Raw genomic sequence first — 20,189 nt, forward strand, 5'->3', positions numbered from 1 at the left:
ATCGGAATTTGGAGGCCTCGCCTCGGAATCGAACCGAGGCTTCCGAGATTTGCAGTCTCTAGCGTAGCCGCTCCGCCACGAGGCCATACGTGCTTTCGTAAAGGGCAGACGTTTAAGGATTCTTGATAGCTTGGGTAAAAATTTCGGCAATCCCGCCCTGGCAAAAGAGTCCGTTACTGGGCGGAATGGAACAGTTCCAAGACTCCTTCGCCGACATGGCAGGGATAGCCTACGTGTCTAACTGCCGACCAGCGGCACGGTAACCGTCGTCGCGTAGTTGATCGGGAAGACGTTGAAATAAGGAAAGTCTATGACGAAGGCATAGGTGGCGGTCAGATGCGCCATGCGAAAGCCGCCGCTCACGGGATCGATAGCGATGGTGACGTTGACATCCTTCAGGCCCAGGGCCTGCAGTTTCTGCGTCGCGATCGATTGCAGGGCGGCTTGGGACAACGTGTTCTGGAGTTGCAGCGAACGCGACGTCGTCTCCAGCGTATAGCGAACGCTGGAGACGGCGTTCATCGACCAACCAAAGGCAAAGATTCCGAACAACAGCATGACAAGGAACGGCGCTATGAGCGCGAATTCCAACCCGGCCCCGCCGGACCGATCCCACCTGAACGCGCTTGCTCCCGAGTTGCCTATCGACGCAATTCCGAAAGGAAACCCACCAGGCACCTTTCCTGCACTACCCCTAGCGGACACGGATCACCTCCAGGTGGCCGATGGTGCTGGAGGCGGAAAAGACGCCGAAGGTGACGGGCGGCTCCCAGGTGGCGGACGCCTGGATCTGAACAAAGACCGAGGGCGCCTTCGGCCCGCTGCACAAAGTGGACGCGTCGACAACGGTCGTCCCGCACATATAGATCCGACTTAGGGCGACCTGGCCGTCCGCCGGCCGCTTTTCCCAGCTCGCAATGGCAACGGCCTGGGTCGCCGTATCATTGGTCGACCCAGCCATGATCAGGTTCGCGGCGGTCTTCACGCCGGCGCGCATCGACAGCGAGCTGGTCACATAGGACCAACCGTCCAGGATACCAAGCAACGCCACGCACAGGAAAGGGAGCACTAGTGCGAACTCGACCGCGGCGACGCCGGTATCATCGCTCAGGATCGGAACCGATGGTCGTTCCATGGAAGGCTACTCGACCAGCGCTACGGATTGCGTGGCGGGAATGTCGCGCATTCCGAGACTTGTGCAGTCCTGATTGATGGTCGAGTTGCCGGACCATTGGATCATATCGGCGACAACCTGCGTGCATCCGTTCTGGCCAGAGAAATTGCCGAGATAATTGACCTGCTGCTTGGGAAAATAGAGCGCGCCCGTCAGCAGCGAGGTTGCCGTGCCGTTGAAGGTGCTCTGTCCGCCGGTGGCCGTTCTGTCACCATACATCAGCACGCCCGAGTAGATGCCGGATGTCGCCGCGCTCAGATTGACCGTGGCGTTGCCATTCATCGACACACGCGATCCAGCGGCGAGGTAAATGAGTACGCCATTGCCGGCTATGTTGGCGTTGGCGTTCACTTTGAAATCGCCACCCTGGATGACATAAACGCCAGGCTGCAGCGTCACGCTGCCGCTCAAGCTCAGTCCATTGCAATATGTACCCGGTCCCAGCGCTGATTTGTTGGCATTCTGACAGGGGTTCGAGGCCGCCGGGGCCGGCAGGCCGGCAAATGGATCCGCGGCAGGCAGCGCCTGTGTGATCGGGGCCGCGCAAACGGTGGTGACGGGGTTGCTGAGGGAGATGCCGCCCGCCGTTATCAGGCAATCGGCCTGGAGACCCGCCGATCCCTGAAGCTTGATGGCATCCGAGGCGATCGAATTGGCCATCACCGAGCAGCCTGTGACCTTCACGCTGGTGTTGCCTGAAAAGAGGGCAGCCTGCGAGGCGGTCGGATCGAGCGCCAGCATGCAGGCCTTCGAAGCATTGGTGATCAGGGCCACCGCCCTCGCCTGTTCTGGAACCTGGGTCTGAGTGAAGATCAGAGTGAACATCCGATTGAGCTTTTGGCCGACGATCACTTCAACCGCTTTCTTGGCCGTGTTCGGTCCGGATGCGGGCGGCGTGTTGACAACGATCGTGCCTACGCCAAGCCCATTCGTCGCTGCCGACTGGGTCGCCGCCGCGACGATCGTCGGCGTGTCGGAACCCGAGATCTGCTCCAGCGCGCCGGCATAGGCCGCGGCATCCGCCGTGGCCTGCAGTCTCAAGCTATTATAGTACCAATAGGAGGTTTCCACACCAAAACCCGCCGCGCCGACAACGATCGGCAGGGTGAGGGCAAAGATGGTGGCGACGTTCGCGGCTCTGCTGCGACCTATGCCGGCCGCCGTCAGCCGTATCCGGGTGAAGCAGTTGAACACCATGATCAATTAGAAAGCACGCATATATGAACGAAAGGCTAAAAACTTAGGCTCATTTTCGATCAGGGGTGCCATTGTTTGATTGGCGGCCGCCGCCAAACTGGAAGAACGGGAAGCCACCGGCCGGCAGGCAGGAATGGTCTACCGTTGCCTGATGACAGACACCGCGAATGACATGCCCCGATGGGCACGAGACATTCCCTGGGCACAGTGTTCTTGTTTGCCCGTCTCGGCCATTTGTCCAAGACTCCGGCGCAAGGCCTGAATGGCATGCGCGTCAACAAGGGGATTGCACGAGCCTCTTCGCTTCTCCCGTACCGTTGCCTACTAGTTCACCTTGAAGCCGACATTGCCGCCATAGGTCTGCACGCCGTCGCCGAACTTGCCATCGAACGTGGCAAACATCCTGGTGTTGTTGCTCCAGTTCATCTTCAGGCCGGCGTTGACGGCTGCCGCGGCGCCCTGGACCACGAAGGAATAGCCCGGCGCTGCCTGGAAGCTCGGCCTGACGGAACGGTCAGGTTCGAACTCGTGGACCCATGCCGCACGACCCCAGGCCTGCAGCGACTGGTCGCCGCCGATGGCGATCGTCGTGTCGAGTTGCAGGCCGAGGGAGACCGGCAGCGAGGTGACGACGCGGTGGTCGAAGCTCAAGCCGAGCGCGCCAGTGCCAAGCGACGTTTGCTGGCAGGCGTCGCCGGCGTGATCGTTCACCGCGCTGGATCATTACTGCTGCAGGTGTAGTGCTGCACGCCCGCACTTGGATCAGCGGCGGCAGCGCCTGTCCCGGTAAGCGATATCCGGCTGGATTGATCGTCAGCTTCTTCAGGCAGAAAGAACTGGCACGGACTCGCCGTTCGACTCAGCCAACAATTCTCTTTGCACTGCCAGGAAGAACCTGCGTACTTCGTCGCTGGCTGCCGTTCTGTCCCTGCCCGTCCCGACAACGAGATCGAGCAACTCCGTCGCTTTTGCCTTCCAGAACGAAGTGGCGGTCTCGCCATGCAGATTGCCGAGCTTGGCGGCAACTTCCCTGACCAAGAATAGCTGACGATCGATCGGGAACGCACGGACTTTTTCTGGGTACATCTTCCGAACCATGAAACTGACGCAACGAATCAACCATTGCCGAACAAGCAATGGCTAACCCCGAAGGTGGAAACGGAAGCTTAACGGTGACCGGCCGATACCTCGCGCACGCGAATTGTCATGTACTCTCGAAGCCGGACTGTTTCACCCGGCCATTCGCTGCGGCCCTCAGGCCTCCAATGCTCTCGCCTCGCCGCCGCGCTTGCGCGGCACCATCATGTCGCCGGCCATCAGTCCGGTGACACGGCAGAACGCCATGAATGCCCGGCAGGCGTCTTCGGTCTCGACCACGTCCACCGTGGCACCGAAGCAGGCGTTGAAGGCTTTCTGATACACTGGCCCCTGCCGGCGTGCCGGCCAATCCTGCAGAAAATCGAGCGCCTGCTCGACGCTGTAGATTTCCTCGACGGGCAAGCCAGGGCCTGGTGCGATGCGCACCGGCACCTCGAATTGCAATCTGTCCATTCGACATCTCCCGAACCGGCATCGCCCAAGCAACGCCGTTCGTGGTCAAAAGTTGCTTTGTCCGTTTTGTGCCACGGAAATGTGTCGTCACTGCGGAAAGCCGCCGCTTTGCTGCAGCGGGCAAAGGCAAAGCCTGCCCGCACCAGGCGGCCCGGCAGTGCTTTCCTTCGCCCCCGCAGCGATTACTGGTTTGCCGGATCGGTCTCCGCGTCGAAGGCCATGCGTACCGCCATCAGCNCGCCATCAGCAGAACGTAGGCCGACGGCAAGGCAAACAGCACGCCAAGGACGAGCGCTCCGGCTCCCGACAAATAGAGCGTTTCCGCGATTGCCCAATAAACGGTTCCGATGCCGATGAAAGCCTGGACGGAAAGAAATGAAGCAGCCGAGGCCGCGCCTGACAGGCTTTTGAATGTCTTGATACGCTGTTGCATTGCAATGATCCGAAAATGACGCGCTTCGCCACCAATGCGCGGCTCTCGGCCGCCGCACGGGTCCCGACGCGAATGGTTTGGAATGAAGGTGAACGTGCGGTCCCGGACCGCTCAGGGTCGTATGGACGGTGGCGCACGTGGCTGGTTGGTGCTCACGCGAGGCGCGGAGACCGGCCCACGGCCGGCAACAGACATCTCCCGCGACGTCGGGGCCAACCGACGGAAGACAGCCTGCGGAACCGACAGGGTCGGATGGCCGCCGGCGAACTTGGCGATCACCGGCCGGGCGCCGCGAACCTCCAGCGCCTGGGCCTTGCTGGTGACACGCAGCAGCGCTGCCACCTCCCCCGACCGTTCCAGGCCGATGCTGGCACCGCCTTGCGCACGATCCCAGGAAATGGGCGTGTGCGGCCGGCCGAGGCACAGCATCGCCAGCAGCACAAGGCCCATCAGACATGAGCAGGCTGGCGTCAGTGGCGCTTCAAGCGACTTGAAGCGCCTGGTCGCCGCGAACGGAAGCGATCTCCAAAACATAAACCCGCCCTAACGCACGATTGCCTCAAAGGAAAGCAACGCCGCGAAAAACGGGAAAAAGTATAGCCTCGGCAAGCGAATATCCGGGCGGCTGGGGCCACATCAGGCAGTTCTTCCTTGAACCATTCGCCCCCAAGTGCCAAATCTGGTGGGATCCACGCGCCTGCACTCCTGCCGCGCGCCACCTTCGATATGGACAAAATGGTCACCTATCTCGACGCCGCCACGGCACCGCTCAGAAACACCGGCCAGATCCGCCTCTATGGCGAGGAAGGCTTTGCCGGCATGCGCAAGGCATGCGACCTCACCGCGCGCTGCCTGGACGAGCTGGTGCCAATGGTCGGTCCCGGCGTCACCACGGACACGATCGACCGTTTCGTCTTCGAGTTCGGCATGGACAACGGTGCGCTGCCGGCCACACTCAACTAGATCGGAAGAGCACACGTCTGNGGCACGGCGATTCCTCGCGCATGTATCCGGTCGGCACGATCAAGCGCGCCGCCGAACGCCTGCTCGAGGTCACCCATGAGTGCCTGATGCGCGGCATCGCCGCGGTCAGGCCGGGCGCGCGCACCGGCGCCATCGGCGCCGCCATCCAGACCTACGCCGAAGCGGAGCGCTGCTCCGTGGTGCGCGATTTCTGCGGCCACGGCGTCGGCCAGCTGTTCCATGACGCCCCCAACATCCTGCATTATGGCAGCGCCAATGAAGGTGTGGAAATGCGCGCCGGCATGATCTTTACCATCGAACCGATGATCAATCTTGGCCGGCCGCATGTGAAGGTGTTGTCGGATGGCTGGACGGCGGTGACGCGCGATCGCTCGCTGTCGGCGCAGTACGAGCACACGATCGGCGTGACCGACACCGGCTGCGAGATTTTCACGCTGTCGCCCAAAAAGCTCGACCGTCCGGGCTTGCCGGCTTAGGACGACGTGGCGAGGTTCTTTGAATAGCGGCCTATTCCCAGTGCTTGCGTGGCCGCCAGTCTTCATCCTCGTCCATATCTCGTAGCCAGCGCATTATTTTCCGGCAACTGCGCGGTCGGCCATCGCTGACCCAGCCATCGGTGCAGGGATCGTAGCGTTGGCGCGGGTAATTGTCGTGCCGTTCCCGATAACGATCCCGGCGGTCCAGCATGCGCAAGAGCTCCCGGCAGTTATGCGGCTTGCCGTCGCTGTAACGCCCGTCCGTGCAGGGATCATCGTATTGGATGAAATGGATCGGAAGGCTCTGATCGGAGCGGCTACCGGCGGGTACGGCATCGATCACCGGGGCAGCCATTGCAGGACCGAAGCCTAGAAACAGTCCGACGTATAGCAGGATACGAACGAGGCTGGGCATCTTGGTTCTCCGATGCGGGCCATCAATGGCAATGCGGTGAGCTTGCGCGACCCCCATTGCCGCAACATTGCGTCGAAGTCGGAGGCTACTCATTCCTTGCCGCCGAAAAGACCTCGACCGCACCCTGCCCGCCGTCCTAGTATTTCGCGGGGATCAGCGATCATTGCTCGGGCTGGATGGGCGGCACATGGCGACACAAGGCGATGACGACGAACGGAGTTTCTTCTCCGAGGCGCCGGTGCGGCAAGCCACGAAGGCCAGACAGGCTCCTACCGAAAAGCCTCACTATCTCGGCCATCGCGATCGTCTGCGCGAGCGCTTTGCCTCGGCCGGCCCAGATGCCTTGCCCGATTATGAACTTCTGGAACTCCTGCTCTTCCGCCTGATCCCGCGCGCCGACACCAAGCCGGTCGCGAAGGCGCTGCTGGCCCGCTTCGGCACGTTGGCCGAAGTGCTCGGCGCGCCCGTCGGCCTGTTGCAGGAGGTCAAGGGCATCGGACCGGCCGTGGCGATCGAGCTGAAGGTCGTCGCGGCGACCGCCCAGCGCATGGCGCGCGGCGAGGTTCAGGGCCGCGAAATCCTCTCGTCGTGGCAGCAGCTTCTCGACTATTGCCGCTCGGCAATGGCGTTCGAGGCGCGCGAGCAGTTCCGCATCCTTTTCCTCGACAAGAAGAACGCGCTGATATCAGATGAGGTGCAGCAGACAGGCACGGTCGACCACACGCCCGTCTATCCCAGGGAAGTGGTCAAGCGCGCGCTCGAACTGTCGGCTACCGCGATCATTCTGGTCCACAATCACCCCTCCGGCGACCCGACTCCGTCGCGTGCCGATATCGCCATGACGAAAGAGGTCATCGAGGCCGCCAAGCGGCTGGGCATTTCCGTGCATGACCACATCATAATCGGGCGCAAGGGCTATTCCAGCATGAAGGGCCTGCTGCTGATCTAGGTCCAGAATTCAGCGAGGCAGCACCGCCACGGCGCTGGCGATTATCCTCGCCCGAATTTGAGATCATTCAATCGTTGAAAGAACGATGCTGATACCGCGCATTTCGCGGATCAATCTTCCAGTAGCGACAGCCCAAAAGATCGCCACTCTTCTAAAATCAAGGCCGACCGGTCTTGCAGCTGCCGGCAATCTGGCTGACCGCCTCGTCGAAGCCGGCGAGGTCGAAATCGGCTTGGCCCCGCCCGGACAACAATCCGAAGCGCCATGACAGCAGCAGGCGGTTTGCCGGAACGAGGCGCTTGATGCCATCGGCGCCGTCGCGCATCAGCTGCCTGCCGCGCGTGCCGACGGACCAGCTCTCGTCGAATTTGCCGGCGCCGTCGATGGTAACCGACATGGTGATTTTCCGGCTGGCGGAGACCGCGTCGTTCAATTGCAGCCATTCGGTCCAGGCCGGCTCCCCGTCAGCCCGGCAAGCGATGGTCAGCACCGGGCTGTAGCTCAGCGCGCCGCCTCCGGTGATGAGCTTGTTGGTGGCATAGACCGAGGCGGTGACAAGGCCGTCATTGGCGGTGTCAAAACGCCAATTGTCCGTACCGGCCCCGGCAGCGCCGCAGGCCCAGGCAAGGAAAAGCACCGTGGCGGCAGCGCGCCTCATTCCCACGAACACCCCAACGACATCACCAATTACCTCTGGTCTTCCAACCAACCAGATAATGATCAAGGCTTCGTATCGCCACCGGTGCCCATCAGGAACGAATCCGATGTTGCAGTTTGGCAACGAAAAAGGCCGCCCAGAGGCGGCCTATCGGAATTCGCTGCAATGAGCGACCTATTCGGCGTCCTTGGCGGCCTTCTTTTTCGGCGCGGCCTTTTTCTTCGGCTCTTCCGCCTCGTCAGCGGCATCGCTTGCCTTGGCTTCGGCCTTCTTCGACGCGGCCTTCTTGGCCGGCTTCGCCTTGCCCTTGGTGTCGTCTTCCTCGTCGTCGGCCATCAGCTCTTCCTTGCTGACCTTGACGTCGGTGACCGAGATCTGTTCGAGCAGGTGGTCGACAACCTTCTCCTCGAACATCGGCGCCCTCAGCGCGTTGAGCGCCTCGGGATTGCTGCGGTAGAACTCGAAGGCTTCCTGCTGCTGGTTGGCCGGGAAGCGACGAACCTGCTCGAACAGCCCGCGCTGCAGTTCCTCGTCCGAAACCGTGACGCCCGCCTTCTCGCCGATCTCGGCCAGCACCAGGCCAAGGCGCACGCGGCGCTCGGCAAGGCGCATGTATTCGGCGCGCGCTTCTTCCTCGGTGGTCTCTTCGTCGGCGAAGGTGCGGCCAGCGGCTTCCAGGTCGCGGTTGACCTGCGCCCAGATGTTGTTGAACTCGGCTTCGACGAGCTTCGACGGCGCTTCGAACGAATAGGCCGCATCGAGCTGGTCGAGCAGCTGGCGCTTGACCTTCTGGCGCGTCATCGAGCCGAACTGGTTCTCGATCTGGCCGCGCACGATGTCACGCAAGCGCTCGAGCGATTCCAGGCCAAGGTTCTTGGCGGTCTCGTCGTTGATTTCGAGGTCGCCGGGCTTCGATACGTCCTTGACGGTTACCTCGAAGGTCGCTTCCTTGCCGGCCAGATGCGCCGCCTGGTAGTTTTCCGGGAAGGTCACCGTGACCTGCTTCTCGTCACCGGCCTTGGCGCCGATCAGTTGATCCTCGAAGCCCGGAATGAACTCCTTGGAACCCAGCACCAGCGGCTGGTCAGTGCCGGCGCCGCCAGCGAAAGCCTCGCCGTCGATCTTGCCGACATAGTCGATCGTGACGCGGTCGCCTTCGGCGGCCTTGCCGGTCTTCGGCTCGTAGCTGCGCGCCGATTCGGCGACGCGCTTGACCTGGTCGTCGATTTCCGAATCCGGCACGTCGAACACCTGGCGCGTCACCTTGATGTCGGAGAAATCCTTGATCTCGATCGCCGGAATGACCTCGTAGTTGAGGCGGAACTCGAAGTCGGCGCCGCCGGCCAGGATCTTCTCGGCTTCCTTCTCGTCCTCGGTCATGATGACCTCGGGCTGCATGGCGGCCTTTTCGCCGCGCCCGGTGATGATCGAGCGGGTCGAGTCGTTGAGGATCTCGTTGACCACTTCGGCCATGAACGACTTGCCATAGACCTTGCGGAGGTGCTGCACCGGCACCTTGCCCGGACGGAAGCCGTTGATGCGGACCTTGTTGCGGGCGTCCGACAGCCGCGCCATCAGCTTGGCTTCCATATCACCGGCCGGCACGGTGATCTTGATCTCGCGCTTGAGACCGGAATTGAGTGTTTCGGTGACCTGCATCGTAAAACCTTTGTTTTCACCAATGAGGCTGCCAAACGGCTCCCTGCCGTTCACAGCCTGCCGGTAATTCTTGCCGGGAATGGCTTTTGGTACGGAACCTGGCGATTTGACCGGAAATACGGCTCAAACTCTCCCAAACTGCGTTCCAAAATGTGAATAAGTTCTTGTTTTTCCTACTTCTTATCACATTTTGTAGAAGCGGATCGTCGCGTTCCGTCACATTTGACACGCCTTTTGTCACAGGCGAGCCCAATTTTCAACAGTCTTCGCGTTCAGGCGAATAACCAACATTCCGGCCCTGAGCCGACATCTTGTCTCCGACATTGACAGAATGATGGCTACATGGGATTGCCGGGCCACGCGGGTATGGCGGAACTGGTAGACGCACCAGATTTAGGTTCTGGCGAGAGATCGTGGGGGTTCGAGTCCCTCTACCCGCACCACCCTTCGCGCTTCGAGCGTCGGGTGGCAGGCCACCCGACGCTCGCTAGACGAAGGAGCGTGCTCCGAAGCCTGGCGAAGGAGGACCGGCCTCGTTATCGCGCGTCTCACGACCCTAATAAAGCGGCTCCTCGAAAAGCGTCTTGTCGCCATCCATCAGCGCCTTGATCTGCGCCGTGCCGTCGGCGGCGAGCGCCAGCTTGATCCCGAACGGGCGCACCCGCATGTCGCTCTGGATCGCCATCCCCTCGCCTTCGGGCAGATAGAAGCGCTCGATGCCGTAATCCGGGGCGATCGTCATGCCTTCGCCGCGAAGGTCCCAACCTGCGGCGACATGGCCCGAAATGTCGGCTTCGTCCGCGGCGGCCGGCGTCGGCGCCGTGCCGAACCAGGCGGCGGTCGGCGTCCAGTAGCCGTCGGCGCCCTTCTTTAGCCGGACCACGATCGAGGTGTCGTCGCTGGACTGTTTGTCCGGCGCAATGTTGGCGATCATTTTCACCGGTATGCGCGAGATGTCATAGCCAAGGACGATATAGTCGCCGCGCAGTAAGTCGCGGGGATCGACCGGTTCGATCTTCAGCAGCACTTCCTTGCCGTTACGCAGGATCGCCGCCCGGCTGGCGATGATCCAACTGAGAAAACCGAGCTGGGCGAGCGCCAGCACCAGCGCCGAGATGACAAGTCTCTTCCCGGTCATCATGCCGTGGCTCCCCCAATGGCCGGACCCTTCATGCGTTTTTCAACGCGGATGATGACGATAGCAAGCACCCCGAGCAGCAGCGCCGCGGCAAGGAAGAAGCCGGCGGTGTCTAGCATCGACTGAAGCGTCACGACATAAATCATGGCGAGTTCGAAGGCGAAGCCGAGATAGGCCAGCCAGCGCAGGCCACGGCTCTCACGGCCTGCGAACACGATTGCCGCGACGATACCAGCCAATGCGACGACCGAAGCGGTCGCGAAACCGCTGTTGTAGGTGCTCTCGTCAGCCAGTTCGAACTGGATGATGGCCAGGCCGGTGAGAAAGCCAAGCAGCGCGTGCAGGGGCAAACGGCCGCCAAGTTGCACGATCCTGTCGACCGGTTCCGGCGCAAGGACGGCAGCAGCGAAAAGCACGACAGAGACGATGACCAGAGGGATCGCCACTGGCAGGGTCGCGTGATCCATGGCCAACAGCACGAGATAGAAGAGCAGCGACAGGATGATCAGGTGCCTTGCCGACTGGCTGCGGGTCCAGAACGAAACGGCAAACAGCACCACCGCCATGACGACGAAAGCGTGCGGAAACTCGCTGCGGCTGTAATAGTCGAACCCTTTCAGGAACAGCCAGGCATCGGCGACACCGACCGCTGCCACGGTCAGCGCGTTGGAGCGCAGCGCCACCGCGGCCAACGCCGTTCCGGCGCCCCAGGTGACCAGGGCGGAAGCCTGGTCGCCGGACAAATGGTACATCTGCCCGATCAGGGCGATCGAACCGCCGAACGCGGCAGCAGCCACGATCCACAGGGCTTCGCCGATCGCCGCATGGTCGCGCGTCTTCAGCACCGCGCCGCCGACATAGCCGCCAAGGATAACCGCGAACAGCGCGGCCACCCGCGCCAGTCTTGGGATCGCTTCCCAATTGGCGGCGACGAAGATCAGGATCGCCGCGCCAAAGAGCAGGGCCGCCATCATCGCGAGGATCGAGCCAAAGCTGAGCGACCGGCGGGCGTTTGCGTCGACGTCACGGGTCAGGGAATCGGCTGTGGCGGCGTCGATCAGGCCTGCCTGCCGCCACCGCGCGATATCGGACTTTAGTCGTGATGAATAGCCCGCCATTCCCCTTCCTCCCCCAGCTGGTTTTTTTTCAGCCGATCAGGCCAAACCGTTGACGTTACGGCACTTTCTGATTCCGACTTCCTTGCGTCGGGTCGGTGAAGCCGCGTTAATGCTGCATTGCACAATTTGCATTGCTGCCATGCAGCCATAGCGCTTTTAAATCGATATGGGTCCCCCTACTTATGGTTCGTACACAAACGGAATGATCCGCAAGAAAGACGAAACGAGAACTACCATGAACCTGATCCGCAACTACCGCAACTGGCGCCGCTACCGGGACACCGTCTCCGAGCTGAGCCGCCTGAGCAACCGTGAACTGACCGACCTCGGCATTAGCCGCAGCGACATTCCTTACGTCGCTCGCAAGGCGGTCTAATTCTTCGGACCGCGAATGGTCCGAACAAGTTTCTGAAAAGAGAACGACAATGAACCTGATCCGCAACTATCGTAACTGGCGCGTTTATCGCGAGACGGTTACCGAGCTGGGTCGCCTTTCGAACCGCCAACTGCATGATCTCGGTATCGTCCGCGACGAAATCAAGATCGTCGCCCGCAGGGCGATCTAACCAAGGAATTTCGCTGGGGTCGACCTCCTCCCCGACCCAGGCGAATACGGTCAGCCCTTACCTCCTCCCAAGGGTTGACCACCAAAACGGCGCCCGCCGCACCTCCTCCCGCGGCGGGCGTTGTTCCCCCCGGGGCAAACGAATTTTGCCCCAGAGGTTTCGCCCTCTCTAAAAATGCGAAGAGAATTTCGTCCGAGCCGACCTCCTCCCCGGCGATGACGAATAGGCCCAACCTTCACCTCCTCCCCAAGGTTGGCCACCCAAACGGCGCCCGCCGCACCTCCTCCCGCGGCGGGCGCTGTTTCCCCGGGGAAAACGAATTTGCCCCAGAGGTTTCGCCCTCTCTAAAAATGCGGAGAGAATTTCGCCTGAGCCGACCTCCTCCCCGGCGATGGCGAATACGGTCGGCCTTCACCTCCTCCCGAGGGTCGACCCCCAAAACGACACCCGCCGGACCTCCTCCCCCGGCGGGTGTTGTTGTATTCAGGGGCAGATGTTCCCGACCCGGCGTTTCGCGTTACCGCCACGCGACAATTGCAATCGCCGCGGCAAGCGATTATTCCGGCGACCATGAGCAAAAATCCAATCCATATCATCGGCGGCGGCCTCGCCGGTTCCGAAGCGGCATGGCAGGCGGCCGAGGCCGGCGTTCCCGTCATCCTGCATGAAATGCGCCCGGTTCGCGGCACCGATGCCCACAAGACCGACGGCCTGGCCGAACTCGTCTGTTCCAATTCCTTCCGCTCCGACGACGCCGAAAACAACGCCGTCGGCCTGCTGCATGCCGAAATGCGGCTGGCCGGCTCGCTGATCATGAGCGCCGGCGACGCCAACCAGGTGCCGGCAGGCGGCGCGCTTGCCGTCGACCGCGATGGTTTTTCCGACGCGGTGACGAAAAAGCTCGAGGCACACCCGCTGATCACCATCGAGCGCGAGGAAGTTCCCGGCCTGCCGCCGGCGGAGTGGGACCAGACGATCATCGCCACCGGGCCGCTGACCGCGCCATCGCTTGCCCAGTCGATCGCCGAAGCGACCGGCGCCGATGCGCTCGCCTTCTTCGATGCCATCGCGCCGATCATCCATTTCGACACGATCGACATGGATACCTGCTGGTTCCAGTCGCGCTACGACAAGGTCGGGCCTGGCGGCACCGGCAAGGACTACATCAACTGTCCGATGGACAAGGATCAGTATCTCGCCTTCGTGCAGGCGCTGGTCGACGGCCAGAAGACCGAGTTCAAGCAATGGGAAGGCACGCCCTATTTCGACGGTTGCCTGCCGATCGAGATCATGGCCGAACGCGGCGTCGAGACGCTGCGCTACGGACCGATGAAGCCGATGGGCCTCACCAATGCGCACAATCCGACGGTGAAGGCCTATGCGGTCGTCCAGTTGCGGCAGGACAATGCGCTGGGCACGCTCTACAACATGGTCGGCTTCCAGACCAAGCTGAAGCATGCCGAACAGGTGCGCGTGTTCCGCACGATTCCGGGCCTCGAAAACGCCGACTTCGCGCGCCTGGGCGGCCTGCACCGCAACACCTACATCAATTCGCCGACCTTGCTCGACGGCTCGCTGCAGCTGAAGTCGCATCCCGGCCTACGCTTCGCCGGCCAGATCACCGGTTGCGAGGGTTACGTCGAAAGCGCCGCCATCGGCCTGCTCGCCGGGCGCTTCGCCGCCGCCGAGCGCCTTGGGCACACACCATCGCTGCCGCCGCTCACCACGGCCTTCGGCGCCCTGCTCAACCACATCACCGGCGGCCACATCGTCTCCGACGATGAACCGGGAAAGCGTTCCTTCCAGCCCATGAACGTCAATTTCGGCCTGTTCCCACCGGTGGAAGCGGTGAAGATCGAAGGCAAGCGCCTGCGCGGCAAGGACAAGACCGTTGCCAAGCGCCACGCCATCACCTCGCGTGCCCTGCAAGACTGCCGTGAATGGCTGGGCGTGCCGGCGCAAACGGCTGAGGCTGCCGAATAACCTCGCGGTTCTGATTGGAACGCTCGGTGTAAAGTATACACGAGCGGAGCCGTTCCATGGAAGCAGCCGAGAAACTATCCGTCACCGTCACACCCGCGATGGCACGCATGATCCGCGAACGAGTCGAGGACAGTTCGTTCGGCTCGGCCAGCGAGGTTATCCGCGCGGCTCTTCACGCTTTCCAACGCGAAGAAGAGGAACACGCCGAACGCATGGCCTCGATCAGGGCGCGTGTGAAGGCGTCGATCGAGGATACGAGACCCGCCATTCCACTCAATGAGGCAATCGACAGAGTTAAGGACCGCATTTCGCAACTGGCGCGAGACAATGATAAGTCAGCGTCTCGCCGTCGTTCTTAGTGAAGGAATATCCGAACCTGACCAGGTTGAAACCGAAGGTGAAGGCAATCACGGGCAAGCTCATGAACGGGATCTCCTCCGGGCCAGCCTGTCGTCTTCGGCGACAGTTCTCGGCAGGCGGACTTCCATCACGATTGACGTTTACGTCAATGTTGGCCAGCCCTTGCCCGCACGGCGCAACAGCAGCCAGTGCCGGCGCAACGCCGACAGCCGCGCCACGTCCCTGATCGGACCTTGGCGCGAGCCTTCCATCTTGTCGAGATAAGCGCGTGACAGCACCAGCGGCAGGAATGCCGGACGCAACGGCCCCGGCAGCGCGGCAGCACCCCGCTCGAAGGCGGAAAGATGTTCGCGCGCCAGCGAAATCATCGCGGCCACGGCGCGCTGCGCACCAGGGCCGCCATCGCCGGCAACGAATTCTTCCGGTGACGAGCCTGCCGCCGCCAGGATGTCAGCCGGCACAAAACACTGCCCGCGCCTGCGGTGCAGCGGCAACAGAAGCAAAAGGCCCGTCATTGCCTGCGCGCAGCCCGCCCTGCCCGCCAGTTCGGCGAACCTTGGCGCCTCGACAGGATCGAGCACCATTGCCGCAAGCTGGATCAGCGCGGCTGCCGTCTCGCCGCAATAGCCTTCCAGATCGGTGCGCGACGGCATCGGATCGTCGTAGAGGTCGAAGATGCGGGCTTCGAGCATGTTCTCGAAAGCTAATTTCGGCAGCTTGAACGCCGCAATGGTGGCGTTCAAGGCTTCGGCAGTGGGATGGCCCGCGCCCGTCTCGCCGCCGGCGGCGATGACATCGCGCCACCATTGCAGCCGCACTTCGCCGGGCAGCGGCTCGTGGATGCGGTCGCGAATGCCCGCGATCTCGGCATTGAAGGCGTACAGCGAAAACAGCGCGTCGCGCTTGTCGGCTGGCGCGTAGAGCGCGGTGAGATACCGATCATGATCGGCGACGCGCACCGCATCCATGACGATTTCAGTATTCTGCGACATATCAATCGACGGCGATGAGCGCGGCCGCCACGGCGCGGTTTTCGGCCAGAAGGACATTGTAGGTCCGCACTGCTGCCCCAGTCGACATCGGGTCGGACGCTATGCCGGCATCCTTCAGCGCCGCCCGCAGCACCGCCGGCAGCGGCCTGAGATCCCGCCCCATGCCAACCAGCAGGATCTCGACCTTGTCGGCCTCGGCGAGCAGCCTGTCGAAATCCGCCACCGTCAGCGCCAGCGGATTTGCCGGCTCCCAGCCATGGATGCCTGTGGGCAGGCACATGAGAGAGCCGCGATGCGACATGTCGGCAAAGCGGAAGCCGCCGTTGCCATAGGCCTCGATCGGCGCGCGGCCGGGGAAATGCGCCTCGCGGATGATGATGCCTTTGCCGCCCATCACTCTGCCACCCCTCGGGGCCGCGCGTCAGGTCGCGACGGCCTTGCCGCCGCTGACCGGCTTTTCCTCGTCGGCCGAAGCCTGCGGCCGCAGCTTGAACAGGATCAGCAACGGCGCCGCGATGAAGATCGACGAATACGTGCCGAACACGACGCCGAACAGCATCGCCAGCGTGAAGGAGCGGATCACTTCGCCGCCGAACAGCACCAGCGCCAGCAGCGCCAAGCTGGTCGTCACGGACGTCAGCGTCGTTCTCGACAACGTCTCGTTGATGGCGTTGTTCAACAGCTGCGGCAACGGCATTCGCTTGTATTTTCGCAGATCCTCGCGGACGCGGTCATAGACCACGATCGTGTCGTTCAGCGAATAACCGATAATGGTCAGGATCGCCGCCAGCGACGACTGGTTGAATTCGAGCCCGGTGATGACGAAGAAACCGAGCGTCATGACCACATCATGAACCGTCGCGACGATGGCGCCAACCGCGAACTGCCATTCGAAGCGGAACCAGACATAGATCAGGATGCCGGCCAGCGCGACGATCATGGCGATCGTGCCTTGCTTGGCCAACTCGCCGGAAACCGTCGGACCCACCACTTCGACGCGGCGGAAATTATACTGATCCTGCAGCTCGCCGCGCACCTTGTCGATCACGGTCTGCTCGGCATTTTCACCGGCATCCTGCGTGCCGACGCGGATCAACACGTCGTTGGGTGCACCGAACTGCTGCACCTGCACTTCGCCGATGTTCAGTTCCGTCAATCGGCTGCGGATGTCACCAATATTGGCATCGCCGCTCTTCGACTGCACCTCGATCAGGGAACCGCCCTTGAAGTCGATGCCGTAATTGATGCCGACGCTCATGAACAACACGACGGACAATATCGACAATGTGCTCGACAGCGCGAACGTCCACCGGCGGATACCCATGAACGGAATTTTCGTGCCGGGTGGAACGAAGGTCACCGGTGCGCGCGGCAGTTCCTTCGGACGTGCGCGGCGCAGCCAGATCGACACCAGCAGGCGGGTGAAGGTGAAAGCGGTGAAGACCGTGGTCAGGATGCCGATGGCATAGGTGATGGCAAAGCCCTTCACCGGTCCGGTACCGAGATAGAACAGCACCACCGTGGCAATCAGCGAGGTGACGTTGGAATCGACGATGGTCGCCAGCGCCTTCGAGAAGCCGGTGTCGATCGCCTGGATCACCGAGCGACCGGCGCGTCGCTCCTCGCGGATACGCTCGTAGATCAGCACGTTGGAATCGACCGCCATGCCGATGGTCAGCACGATACCGGCAATACCGGGCAAGGTCAGGGTCGCGCCGAGCAGCGACAGCAGTCCGACGATCATCGCCACGTGCACCGCCAGCGCGATGTTGGCGAGGAAGCCGAGGAAACCGTAAGCGACGAACATGAATGCCACGACGAGGATCGAACCGATGATGCCGGCGACCTTGCCGGCATGGATCGAATCCTGGCCGAGGCCCGGGCCCACGGTACGCTCCTCGATCACCGTCAATGTCGCGGGCAGCGCGCCGGCGCGCAGCAGGACGGCGAGGTCGTTGGCGCTTTGCGCGGTGAAATTACCGGAGATCTGGCCGGTGCCGCCAAGGATCGGTTCACGGATCTGCGGTGCCGATATCACCTGGTTGTCGAGGATGATGGCAAAAAGCTTGCCGACATTCTGCGCGGTGGCCTGGCCGAAGCGGGCGGCACCCTTGGAATCGAAGCGGAACGAAACCACCGGCTCGTTGTTCTGCGAATTGTACGTCGCCTGTGCGTCGACGAGGTTTTCACCCGACACGATAACGCGGTTCTCGATTAGGTACGGAACCGGCGGATCGTCCTGGGAATAGAGCACCGACGAACCGGCTGGCGGGCGCGCCTTGAGCGCGTCCTGCACCGGCATCGACTGGTCGACCATCTGGAAGGTCAGCTTCGCGGTCTGGCCGAGAATTTCCTTAAGCCGCTGCGGATCCTGCAGGCCAGGCACCTGGACGAGGATGCGGTCCTCGCCTTGCCGCTGCACGATAGGCTCGGTCGTGCCGAGTTCGTTGACGCGGCGCTCGACCACCTCGATCGACTGCGCCAATGCAGTTGACGTACGGTATTTGATGCCGGCGTCGGTGACGGTGAACTTGAGCAGGCCCGGCTCGGAATCATCGAGCGCCATTTCCTGGATGGAACCGCCGGTGAACAAGCCGGCGGCGACAGGATCGGTCAAAGTCTTCAATGCCTTCTTGGCGGCATCGAGCTGGGCGGGATCGGTGATGCGGACCTGCAGGGTCTTGCCGCTGCCGGCAAGACCGGTATAGCCGATCTTGGCATCGCGCAGCAGTGTACGGATTTCGTCGCGCGTCGTCTCCAACCGATCCTTGATCAGATCGTTCTGGTTCATCTCCAGCAGGATATGCGAACCGCCCTGCAGGTCGAGGCCGAGCGTCATCTGCCGCTTCGGCACCCAACTGGGCAGCTGAGCCAGCGTGCTGGCGGGGAACAGGTTGGGCGCGGCGAGGATCACTGTGGCGGCCACGGCCAGCCAGATCAGGATCATCTTGAAGCGCGAGAAATAAAGCATAGGGCGTCGTCCGTCAGAGCGTGTCCGCGGATCGCTCCGCCTTGAATTTGGTTATTTCTTGGCGTTCTGGTTGGCCACCGGTTCGCCCTTGACGCGCACATCGGCGATCGTCGAGCGCAGCGCCGTTACCTTGGTGCCGCCGCCAAGATCGATCTCCAGCTCGTTGTCGTCGATCACCTTCGTCACCTTGCCGACAAAGCCGCCGCCGGTGACGACAGTGTCGCCGCGACGAACCGCCGCCAGCATCTCGCCGCGCTTCTTCAGCTGCGTGCGCTGCGGGCGGATGATCAGAAAATACATGATCACGAAAATCAGGACAAACGGCAAAATGCTGATGAACATATCGGGAGAGGCGCCGCCGATGCCTTGGGCGTATGCCGGTGTCACGAACATCGAGGTACTCCTGAATTTTGAAAAACAGCCACCAAACGATCAAGCGAGATTTGGCGGCCCCTAGAAATTTGGCCGGAATATAGTCGGTAAAGTTGTCAATGCAACTGCGCGGCCAGGCAAATCGGCTGCTTTTCCGGCCTGTTTAGCCGTGTTAGAGCAGGATCGCGAAAACCGCGAGCCGGTTTTCGGAAAAGATGACGCTCGAACAAATGGTTGCAGCCGGTTTCGCAACCGCCGGAATCGAACCGGACCTACCCGCCACCGCAAAAACCGAAGCAAAAAGACCCGACATGACCGATACCAGCATCGACGCTCTGAACCAGAAACTCGACCGCCTGATCGAGGCGGTCAGCCGCCTCGCGCCGCCGCCGGTGCCTCAAACCGACCTCGACGTGGCCGACTGCTTCGTCTGGCAGGCCGATCCCGGCTATCTGGAGCCGGTGCGCAAGGTCAACCGCGTCGATATCGGCCTGATCCGCGGTGTCGACCGCGTCCGCGACATCCTCGTCGACAACACCGAGCGCTTCGCCGCCGGTTTCGCCGCCAACAACGTCCTGTTGTGGGGTGCGCGCGGCATGGGCAAATCGTCGCTGGTCAAGGCCGTACACGCGCGGGTAAATGCCAAGGCGAAGCCCGGCCTGCCGCTAAAGCTGATAGAAATCCACCGCGAGGACATCGACACGCTGCCGAAGCTGATGGGCCTGCTGAAGGCGGCCCCCTTCCGCGTCATCCTGTTTTGCGACGATCTGTCCTTCGATCACGACGATACGTCCTACAAGTCACTGAAGGCGGCGCTTGAAGGTGGCGTCGAGGGCCGTCCGGCCAACGTGATCTTCTACGCGACCTCGAACCGCCGCCACCTGTTGCCGCGCGACATGATCGACAATGAGCGCTCGACCGCCATCAACCCGTCGGAAGCGGTCGAGGAAAAGGTCTCGCTATCCGACCGTTTCGGCCTGTGGCTCGGCTTCCACAAGTGCTCGCAGGACGAATATCTCGACATGGTCAACGGCTATGCCAGCCACCATGGCCTCGACATCGACCCCGAGCAGTTGCGCGCCGAAGCGCTGGAATGGGCAACCACACGCGGCAGCCGCTCGGGCCGCGTCGCCTGGCAGTTCACCCAGGATCTGGCCGGCAGGCTCGGCAAGCCATTGAAGGATTGAGCCATT

22 protein-coding genes, 2 tRNA genes and 1 pseudogene are annotated in these 20,189 nt (G+C 62.1%); 8 read left to right on the top strand and 17 right to left on the bottom strand.

Going from position 1 to position 20,189, the window contains the following annotated elements:
- Positions 1 to 9 precede the first annotated feature (9 nt).
- From X739_RS165135 to X739_RS165100, 8 genes are all read right to left on the bottom strand, one after another.
- Positions 10 to 85: transfer RNA gene (locus X739_RS165135), tRNA-Cys, on the bottom strand.
- A gap of 152 nt (positions 86 to 237) precedes the next feature.
- Positions 238 to 591 carry a TadE/TadG family type IV pilus assembly protein gene (locus X739_RS165130; RefSeq protein WP_245273761.1) on the bottom strand — a complete coding sequence of 118 codons (354 nt, stop codon included), beginning with the start codon at positions 589 to 591 and terminating at the stop codon, positions 238 to 240.
- A 103-nt stretch (positions 592 to 694) separates the two neighbouring features.
- Entirely contained in the window at positions 695 to 1,135 is a 441-nt protein-coding gene (locus X739_RS165125; RefSeq protein WP_023769991.1) for a TadE/TadG family type IV pilus assembly protein, read from the bottom strand.
- 6 nt (positions 1,136 to 1,141) lie between these two features.
- The gene (locus X739_RS165120) at positions 1,142 to 2,371 is read right to left on the bottom strand and encodes a pilus assembly protein TadG-related protein (RefSeq protein ID WP_023769990.1); all 1,230 of its coding nucleotides are present in this window, start codon (positions 2,369 to 2,371) and stop codon (positions 1,142 to 1,144) included.
- A gap of 324 nt (positions 2,372 to 2,695) precedes the next feature.
- Positions 2,696 to 3,082 (bottom strand): autotransporter domain-containing protein, encoded by a 387-nt coding sequence (locus X739_RS165115; protein ID WP_023791557.1) that lies wholly within the window; start codon positions 3,080 to 3,082, stop codon positions 2,696 to 2,698.
- Between the two features lie 111 nt (positions 3,083 to 3,193).
- A complete protein-coding gene (locus X739_RS165110; protein ID WP_023769988.1) occupies positions 3,194 to 3,457 on the bottom strand; it encodes a DUF6074 family protein in 264 nt (87 codons plus the stop codon).
- Positions 3,458 to 3,625: 168 nt separating this feature from the next.
- Positions 3,626 to 3,922, bottom strand: coding sequence for a DUF982 domain-containing protein (locus X739_RS165105; RefSeq protein ID WP_023769987.1), 297 nt, complete (start codon positions 3,920 to 3,922; stop codon positions 3,626 to 3,628).
- A gap of 544 nt (positions 3,923 to 4,466) precedes the next feature.
- Positions 4,467 to 4,889 carry a hypothetical protein gene (locus X739_RS165100; RefSeq protein ID WP_023769985.1) on the bottom strand — a complete coding sequence of 141 codons (423 nt, stop codon included), beginning with the start codon at positions 4,887 to 4,889 and terminating at the stop codon, positions 4,467 to 4,469.
- A gap of 201 nt (positions 4,890 to 5,090) precedes the next feature.
- On the opposite strand from X739_RS165100, the pseudogene map reads away from it, so the two are divergent.
- Positions 5,091 to 5,815, top strand: a pseudogene (gene map, locus X739_RS01000000165700) (type I methionyl aminopeptidase).
- A gap of 31 nt (positions 5,816 to 5,846) precedes the next feature.
- Here the strand turns inward: map and X739_RS165095 are convergent.
- Positions 5,847 to 6,230: a hypothetical protein gene (locus tag X739_RS165095; RefSeq protein ID WP_023769983.1), complete on the bottom strand. Its 384-nt coding sequence runs from the start codon at positions 6,228 to 6,230 to the stop codon at positions 5,847 to 5,849.
- A gap of 187 nt (positions 6,231 to 6,417) precedes the next feature.
- On the opposite strand from X739_RS165095, the gene radC reads away from it, so the two are divergent.
- Positions 6,418 to 7,179 (top strand): DNA repair protein RadC, encoded by a 762-nt coding sequence (radC, locus tag X739_RS165090; protein ID WP_023783194.1) that lies wholly within the window; start codon positions 6,418 to 6,420, stop codon positions 7,177 to 7,179.
- A gap of 157 nt (positions 7,180 to 7,336) precedes the next feature.
- On the opposite strand, the gene X739_RS165085 is transcribed toward radC, so the two are convergent.
- Entirely contained in the window at positions 7,337 to 7,837 is a 501-nt protein-coding gene (locus X739_RS165085; RefSeq protein ID WP_023769981.1) for a hypothetical protein, read from the bottom strand.
- Between the two features lie 174 nt (positions 7,838 to 8,011).
- A complete protein-coding gene (tig, locus tag X739_RS165080; protein ID WP_023769980.1) occupies positions 8,012 to 9,496 on the bottom strand; it encodes a trigger factor in 1,485 nt (494 codons plus the stop codon).
- 360 nt (positions 9,497 to 9,856) lie between these two features.
- On the opposite strand from tig, the gene X739_RS165075 reads away from it, so the two are divergent.
- A tRNA-Leu gene (locus X739_RS165075) sits at positions 9,857 to 9,939 on the top strand.
- A 113-nt stretch (positions 9,940 to 10,052) separates the two neighbouring features.
- Here X739_RS165075 and X739_RS165070 read toward each other — a convergent pair.
- Together X739_RS165070 and X739_RS165065 are read right to left on the bottom strand one after the other, a co-directional pair.
- Positions 10,053 to 10,637, bottom strand: a complete 585-nt coding sequence (locus X739_RS165070; protein WP_031247613.1) for a GDYXXLXY domain-containing protein — start codon at positions 10,635 to 10,637, stop codon at positions 10,053 to 10,055.
- The gene (locus X739_RS165065; RefSeq protein WP_023769978.1) at positions 10,634 to 11,752 is read right to left on the bottom strand and encodes a DUF2157 domain-containing protein; all 1,119 of its coding nucleotides are present in this window, start codon (positions 11,750 to 11,752) and stop codon (positions 10,634 to 10,636) included. Before X739_RS165065 ends, X739_RS165070 begins: the two co-directional genes overlap by 4 nt.
- 235 nt (positions 11,753 to 11,987) lie before the next feature.
- On the opposite strand from X739_RS165065, the gene X739_RS1000000167500 reads away from it, so the two are divergent.
- The 4 genes from X739_RS1000000167500 to X739_RS165055 all read left to right on the top strand — a co-directional run bounded on the left by X739_RS1000000167500 (position 11,988) and on the right by X739_RS165055 (position 14,660).
- Positions 11,988 to 12,128: a DUF1127 domain-containing protein gene (locus tag X739_RS1000000167500; protein ID WP_013531315.1), complete on the top strand. Its 141-nt coding sequence runs from the start codon at positions 11,988 to 11,990 to the stop codon at positions 12,126 to 12,128.
- 49 nt (positions 12,129 to 12,177) lie between these two features.
- A complete protein-coding gene (locus X739_RS1000000167505) occupies positions 12,178 to 12,318 on the top strand; it encodes a DUF1127 domain-containing protein (protein ID WP_013895120.1) in 141 nt (46 codons plus the stop codon).
- Positions 12,319 to 12,888: 570 nt separating this feature from the next.
- Positions 12,889 to 14,301 carry a methylenetetrahydrofolate--tRNA-(uracil(54)-C(5))-methyltransferase (FADH(2)-oxidizing) TrmFO gene (gene trmFO, locus X739_RS165060; RefSeq protein ID WP_023769977.1) on the top strand — a complete coding sequence of 471 codons (1,413 nt, stop codon included), beginning with the start codon at positions 12,889 to 12,891 and terminating at the stop codon, positions 14,299 to 14,301.
- A gap of 56 nt (positions 14,302 to 14,357) precedes the next feature.
- Positions 14,358 to 14,660, top strand: a complete 303-nt coding sequence (locus X739_RS165055) for a type II toxin-antitoxin system ParD family antitoxin (protein WP_023769976.1) — start codon at positions 14,358 to 14,360, stop codon at positions 14,658 to 14,660.
- Between the two features lie 141 nt (positions 14,661 to 14,801).
- Here the strand turns inward: X739_RS165055 and X739_RS165050 are convergent, their stop codons facing one another.
- Genes X739_RS165050 through yajC form a run of 4 tightly spaced genes read right to left on the bottom strand, consistent with a single transcriptional unit; the run spans position 14,802 to position 19,017 of the window.
- Entirely contained in the window at positions 14,802 to 15,653 is an 852-nt protein-coding gene (locus X739_RS165050) for a phytoene/squalene synthase family protein (RefSeq protein WP_031247612.1), read from the bottom strand.
- A gap of 1 nt (position 15,654) precedes the next feature.
- Positions 15,655 to 16,047 (bottom strand): Mth938-like domain-containing protein, encoded by a 393-nt coding sequence (locus X739_RS165045; protein ID WP_023769974.1) that lies wholly within the window; start codon positions 16,045 to 16,047, stop codon positions 15,655 to 15,657.
- A 27-nt stretch (positions 16,048 to 16,074) separates the two neighbouring features.
- Positions 16,075 to 18,624 (bottom strand): protein translocase subunit SecDF, encoded by a 2,550-nt coding sequence (gene secDF / locus X739_RS165040; protein ID WP_023769973.1) that lies wholly within the window; start codon positions 18,622 to 18,624, stop codon positions 16,075 to 16,077.
- Positions 18,625 to 18,675: 51 nt separating this feature from the next.
- Positions 18,676 to 19,017, bottom strand: coding sequence for a preprotein translocase subunit YajC (gene yajC / locus X739_RS165035; RefSeq protein WP_010909882.1), 342 nt, complete (start codon positions 19,015 to 19,017; stop codon positions 18,676 to 18,678).
- 290 nt (positions 19,018 to 19,307) lie between these two features.
- Here yajC and X739_RS165030 point away from each other — a divergent pair, with 290 nt between their 5' ends.
- Positions 19,308 to 20,183 carry an ATP-binding protein gene (locus tag X739_RS165030; RefSeq protein ID WP_023769972.1) on the top strand — a complete coding sequence of 292 codons (876 nt, stop codon included), beginning with the start codon at positions 19,308 to 19,310 and terminating at the stop codon, positions 20,181 to 20,183.
- The last annotated feature ends 6 nt before the right edge of the window (positions 20,184 to 20,189 follow it).

Origin of the sequence: Mesorhizobium sp. LNHC209A00, from assembly GCF_000502915.1 — a bacterium.
In the GTDB taxonomy this organism is placed as follows: domain Bacteria; phylum Pseudomonadota; class Alphaproteobacteria; order Rhizobiales; family Rhizobiaceae; genus Mesorhizobium.

Coding starts and splice junctions, on each gene's coding strand:
- X739_RS165125 (WP_023769991.1), bottom strand. CDS start 1,135: ATGGAACGACCATCGGTTCCGATCCTGAGCGATGATACCGGCGTCGCC.
- X739_RS165120 (WP_023769990.1), bottom strand. CDS start 2,371: ATGGTGTTCAACTGCTTCACCCGGATACGGCTGACGGCGGCCGGCATA.
- X739_RS165110 (WP_023769988.1), bottom strand. CDS start 3,457: ATGTACCCAGAAAAAGTCCGTGCGTTCCCGATCGATCGTCAGCTATTC.
- X739_RS165105 (WP_023769987.1), bottom strand. CDS start 3,922: ATGGACAGATTGCAATTCGAGGTGCCGGTGCGCATCGCACCAGGCCCT.
- X739_RS165100 (WP_023769985.1), bottom strand. CDS start 4,889: ATGTTTTGGAGATCGCTTCCGTTCGCGGCGACCAGGCGCTTCAAGTCG.
- X739_RS165095 (WP_023769983.1), bottom strand. CDS start 6,230: ATGCCCAGCCTCGTTCGTATCCTGCTATACGTCGGACTGTTTCTAGGC.
- radC (WP_023783194.1), top strand. CDS start 6,418: ATGGCGACACAAGGCGATGACGACGAACGGAGTTTCTTCTCCGAGGCG.
- X739_RS165085 (WP_023769981.1), bottom strand. CDS start 7,837: ATGAGGCGCGCTGCCGCCACGGTGCTTTTCCTTGCCTGGGCCTGCGGC.
- tig (WP_023769980.1), bottom strand. CDS start 9,496: ATGCAGGTCACCGAAACACTCAATTCCGGTCTCAAGCGCGAGATCAAG.
- X739_RS165070 (WP_031247613.1), bottom strand. CDS start 10,637: ATGATGACCGGGAAGAGACTTGTCATCTCGGCGCTGGTGCTGGCGCTC.
- X739_RS165065 (WP_023769978.1), bottom strand. CDS start 11,752: ATGGCGGGCTATTCATCACGACTAAAGTCCGATATCGCGCGGTGGCGG.
- X739_RS1000000167500 (WP_013531315.1), top strand. CDS start 11,988: ATGAACCTGATCCGCAACTACCGCAACTGGCGCCGCTACCGGGACACC.
- X739_RS1000000167505 (WP_013895120.1), top strand. CDS start 12,178: ATGAACCTGATCCGCAACTATCGTAACTGGCGCGTTTATCGCGAGACG.
- trmFO (WP_023769977.1), top strand. CDS start 12,889: ATGAGCAAAAATCCAATCCATATCATCGGCGGCGGCCTCGCCGGTTCC.
- X739_RS165055 (WP_023769976.1), top strand. CDS start 14,358: ATGGAAGCAGCCGAGAAACTATCCGTCACCGTCACACCCGCGATGGCA.
- X739_RS165050 (WP_031247612.1), bottom strand. CDS start 15,653: ATGTCGCAGAATACTGAAATCGTCATGGATGCGGTGCGCGTCGCCGAT.
- X739_RS165045 (WP_023769974.1), bottom strand. CDS start 16,047: ATGGGCGGCAAAGGCATCATCATCCGCGAGGCGCATTTCCCCGGCCGC.
- secDF (WP_023769973.1), bottom strand. CDS start 18,624: ATGCTTTATTTCTCGCGCTTCAAGATGATCCTGATCTGGCTGGCCGTG.
- yajC (WP_010909882.1), bottom strand. CDS start 19,017: ATGTTCGTGACACCGGCATACGCCCAAGGCATCGGCGGCGCCTCTCCC.
- X739_RS165030 (WP_023769972.1), top strand. CDS start 19,308: ATGACCGATACCAGCATCGACGCTCTGAACCAGAAACTCGACCGCCTG.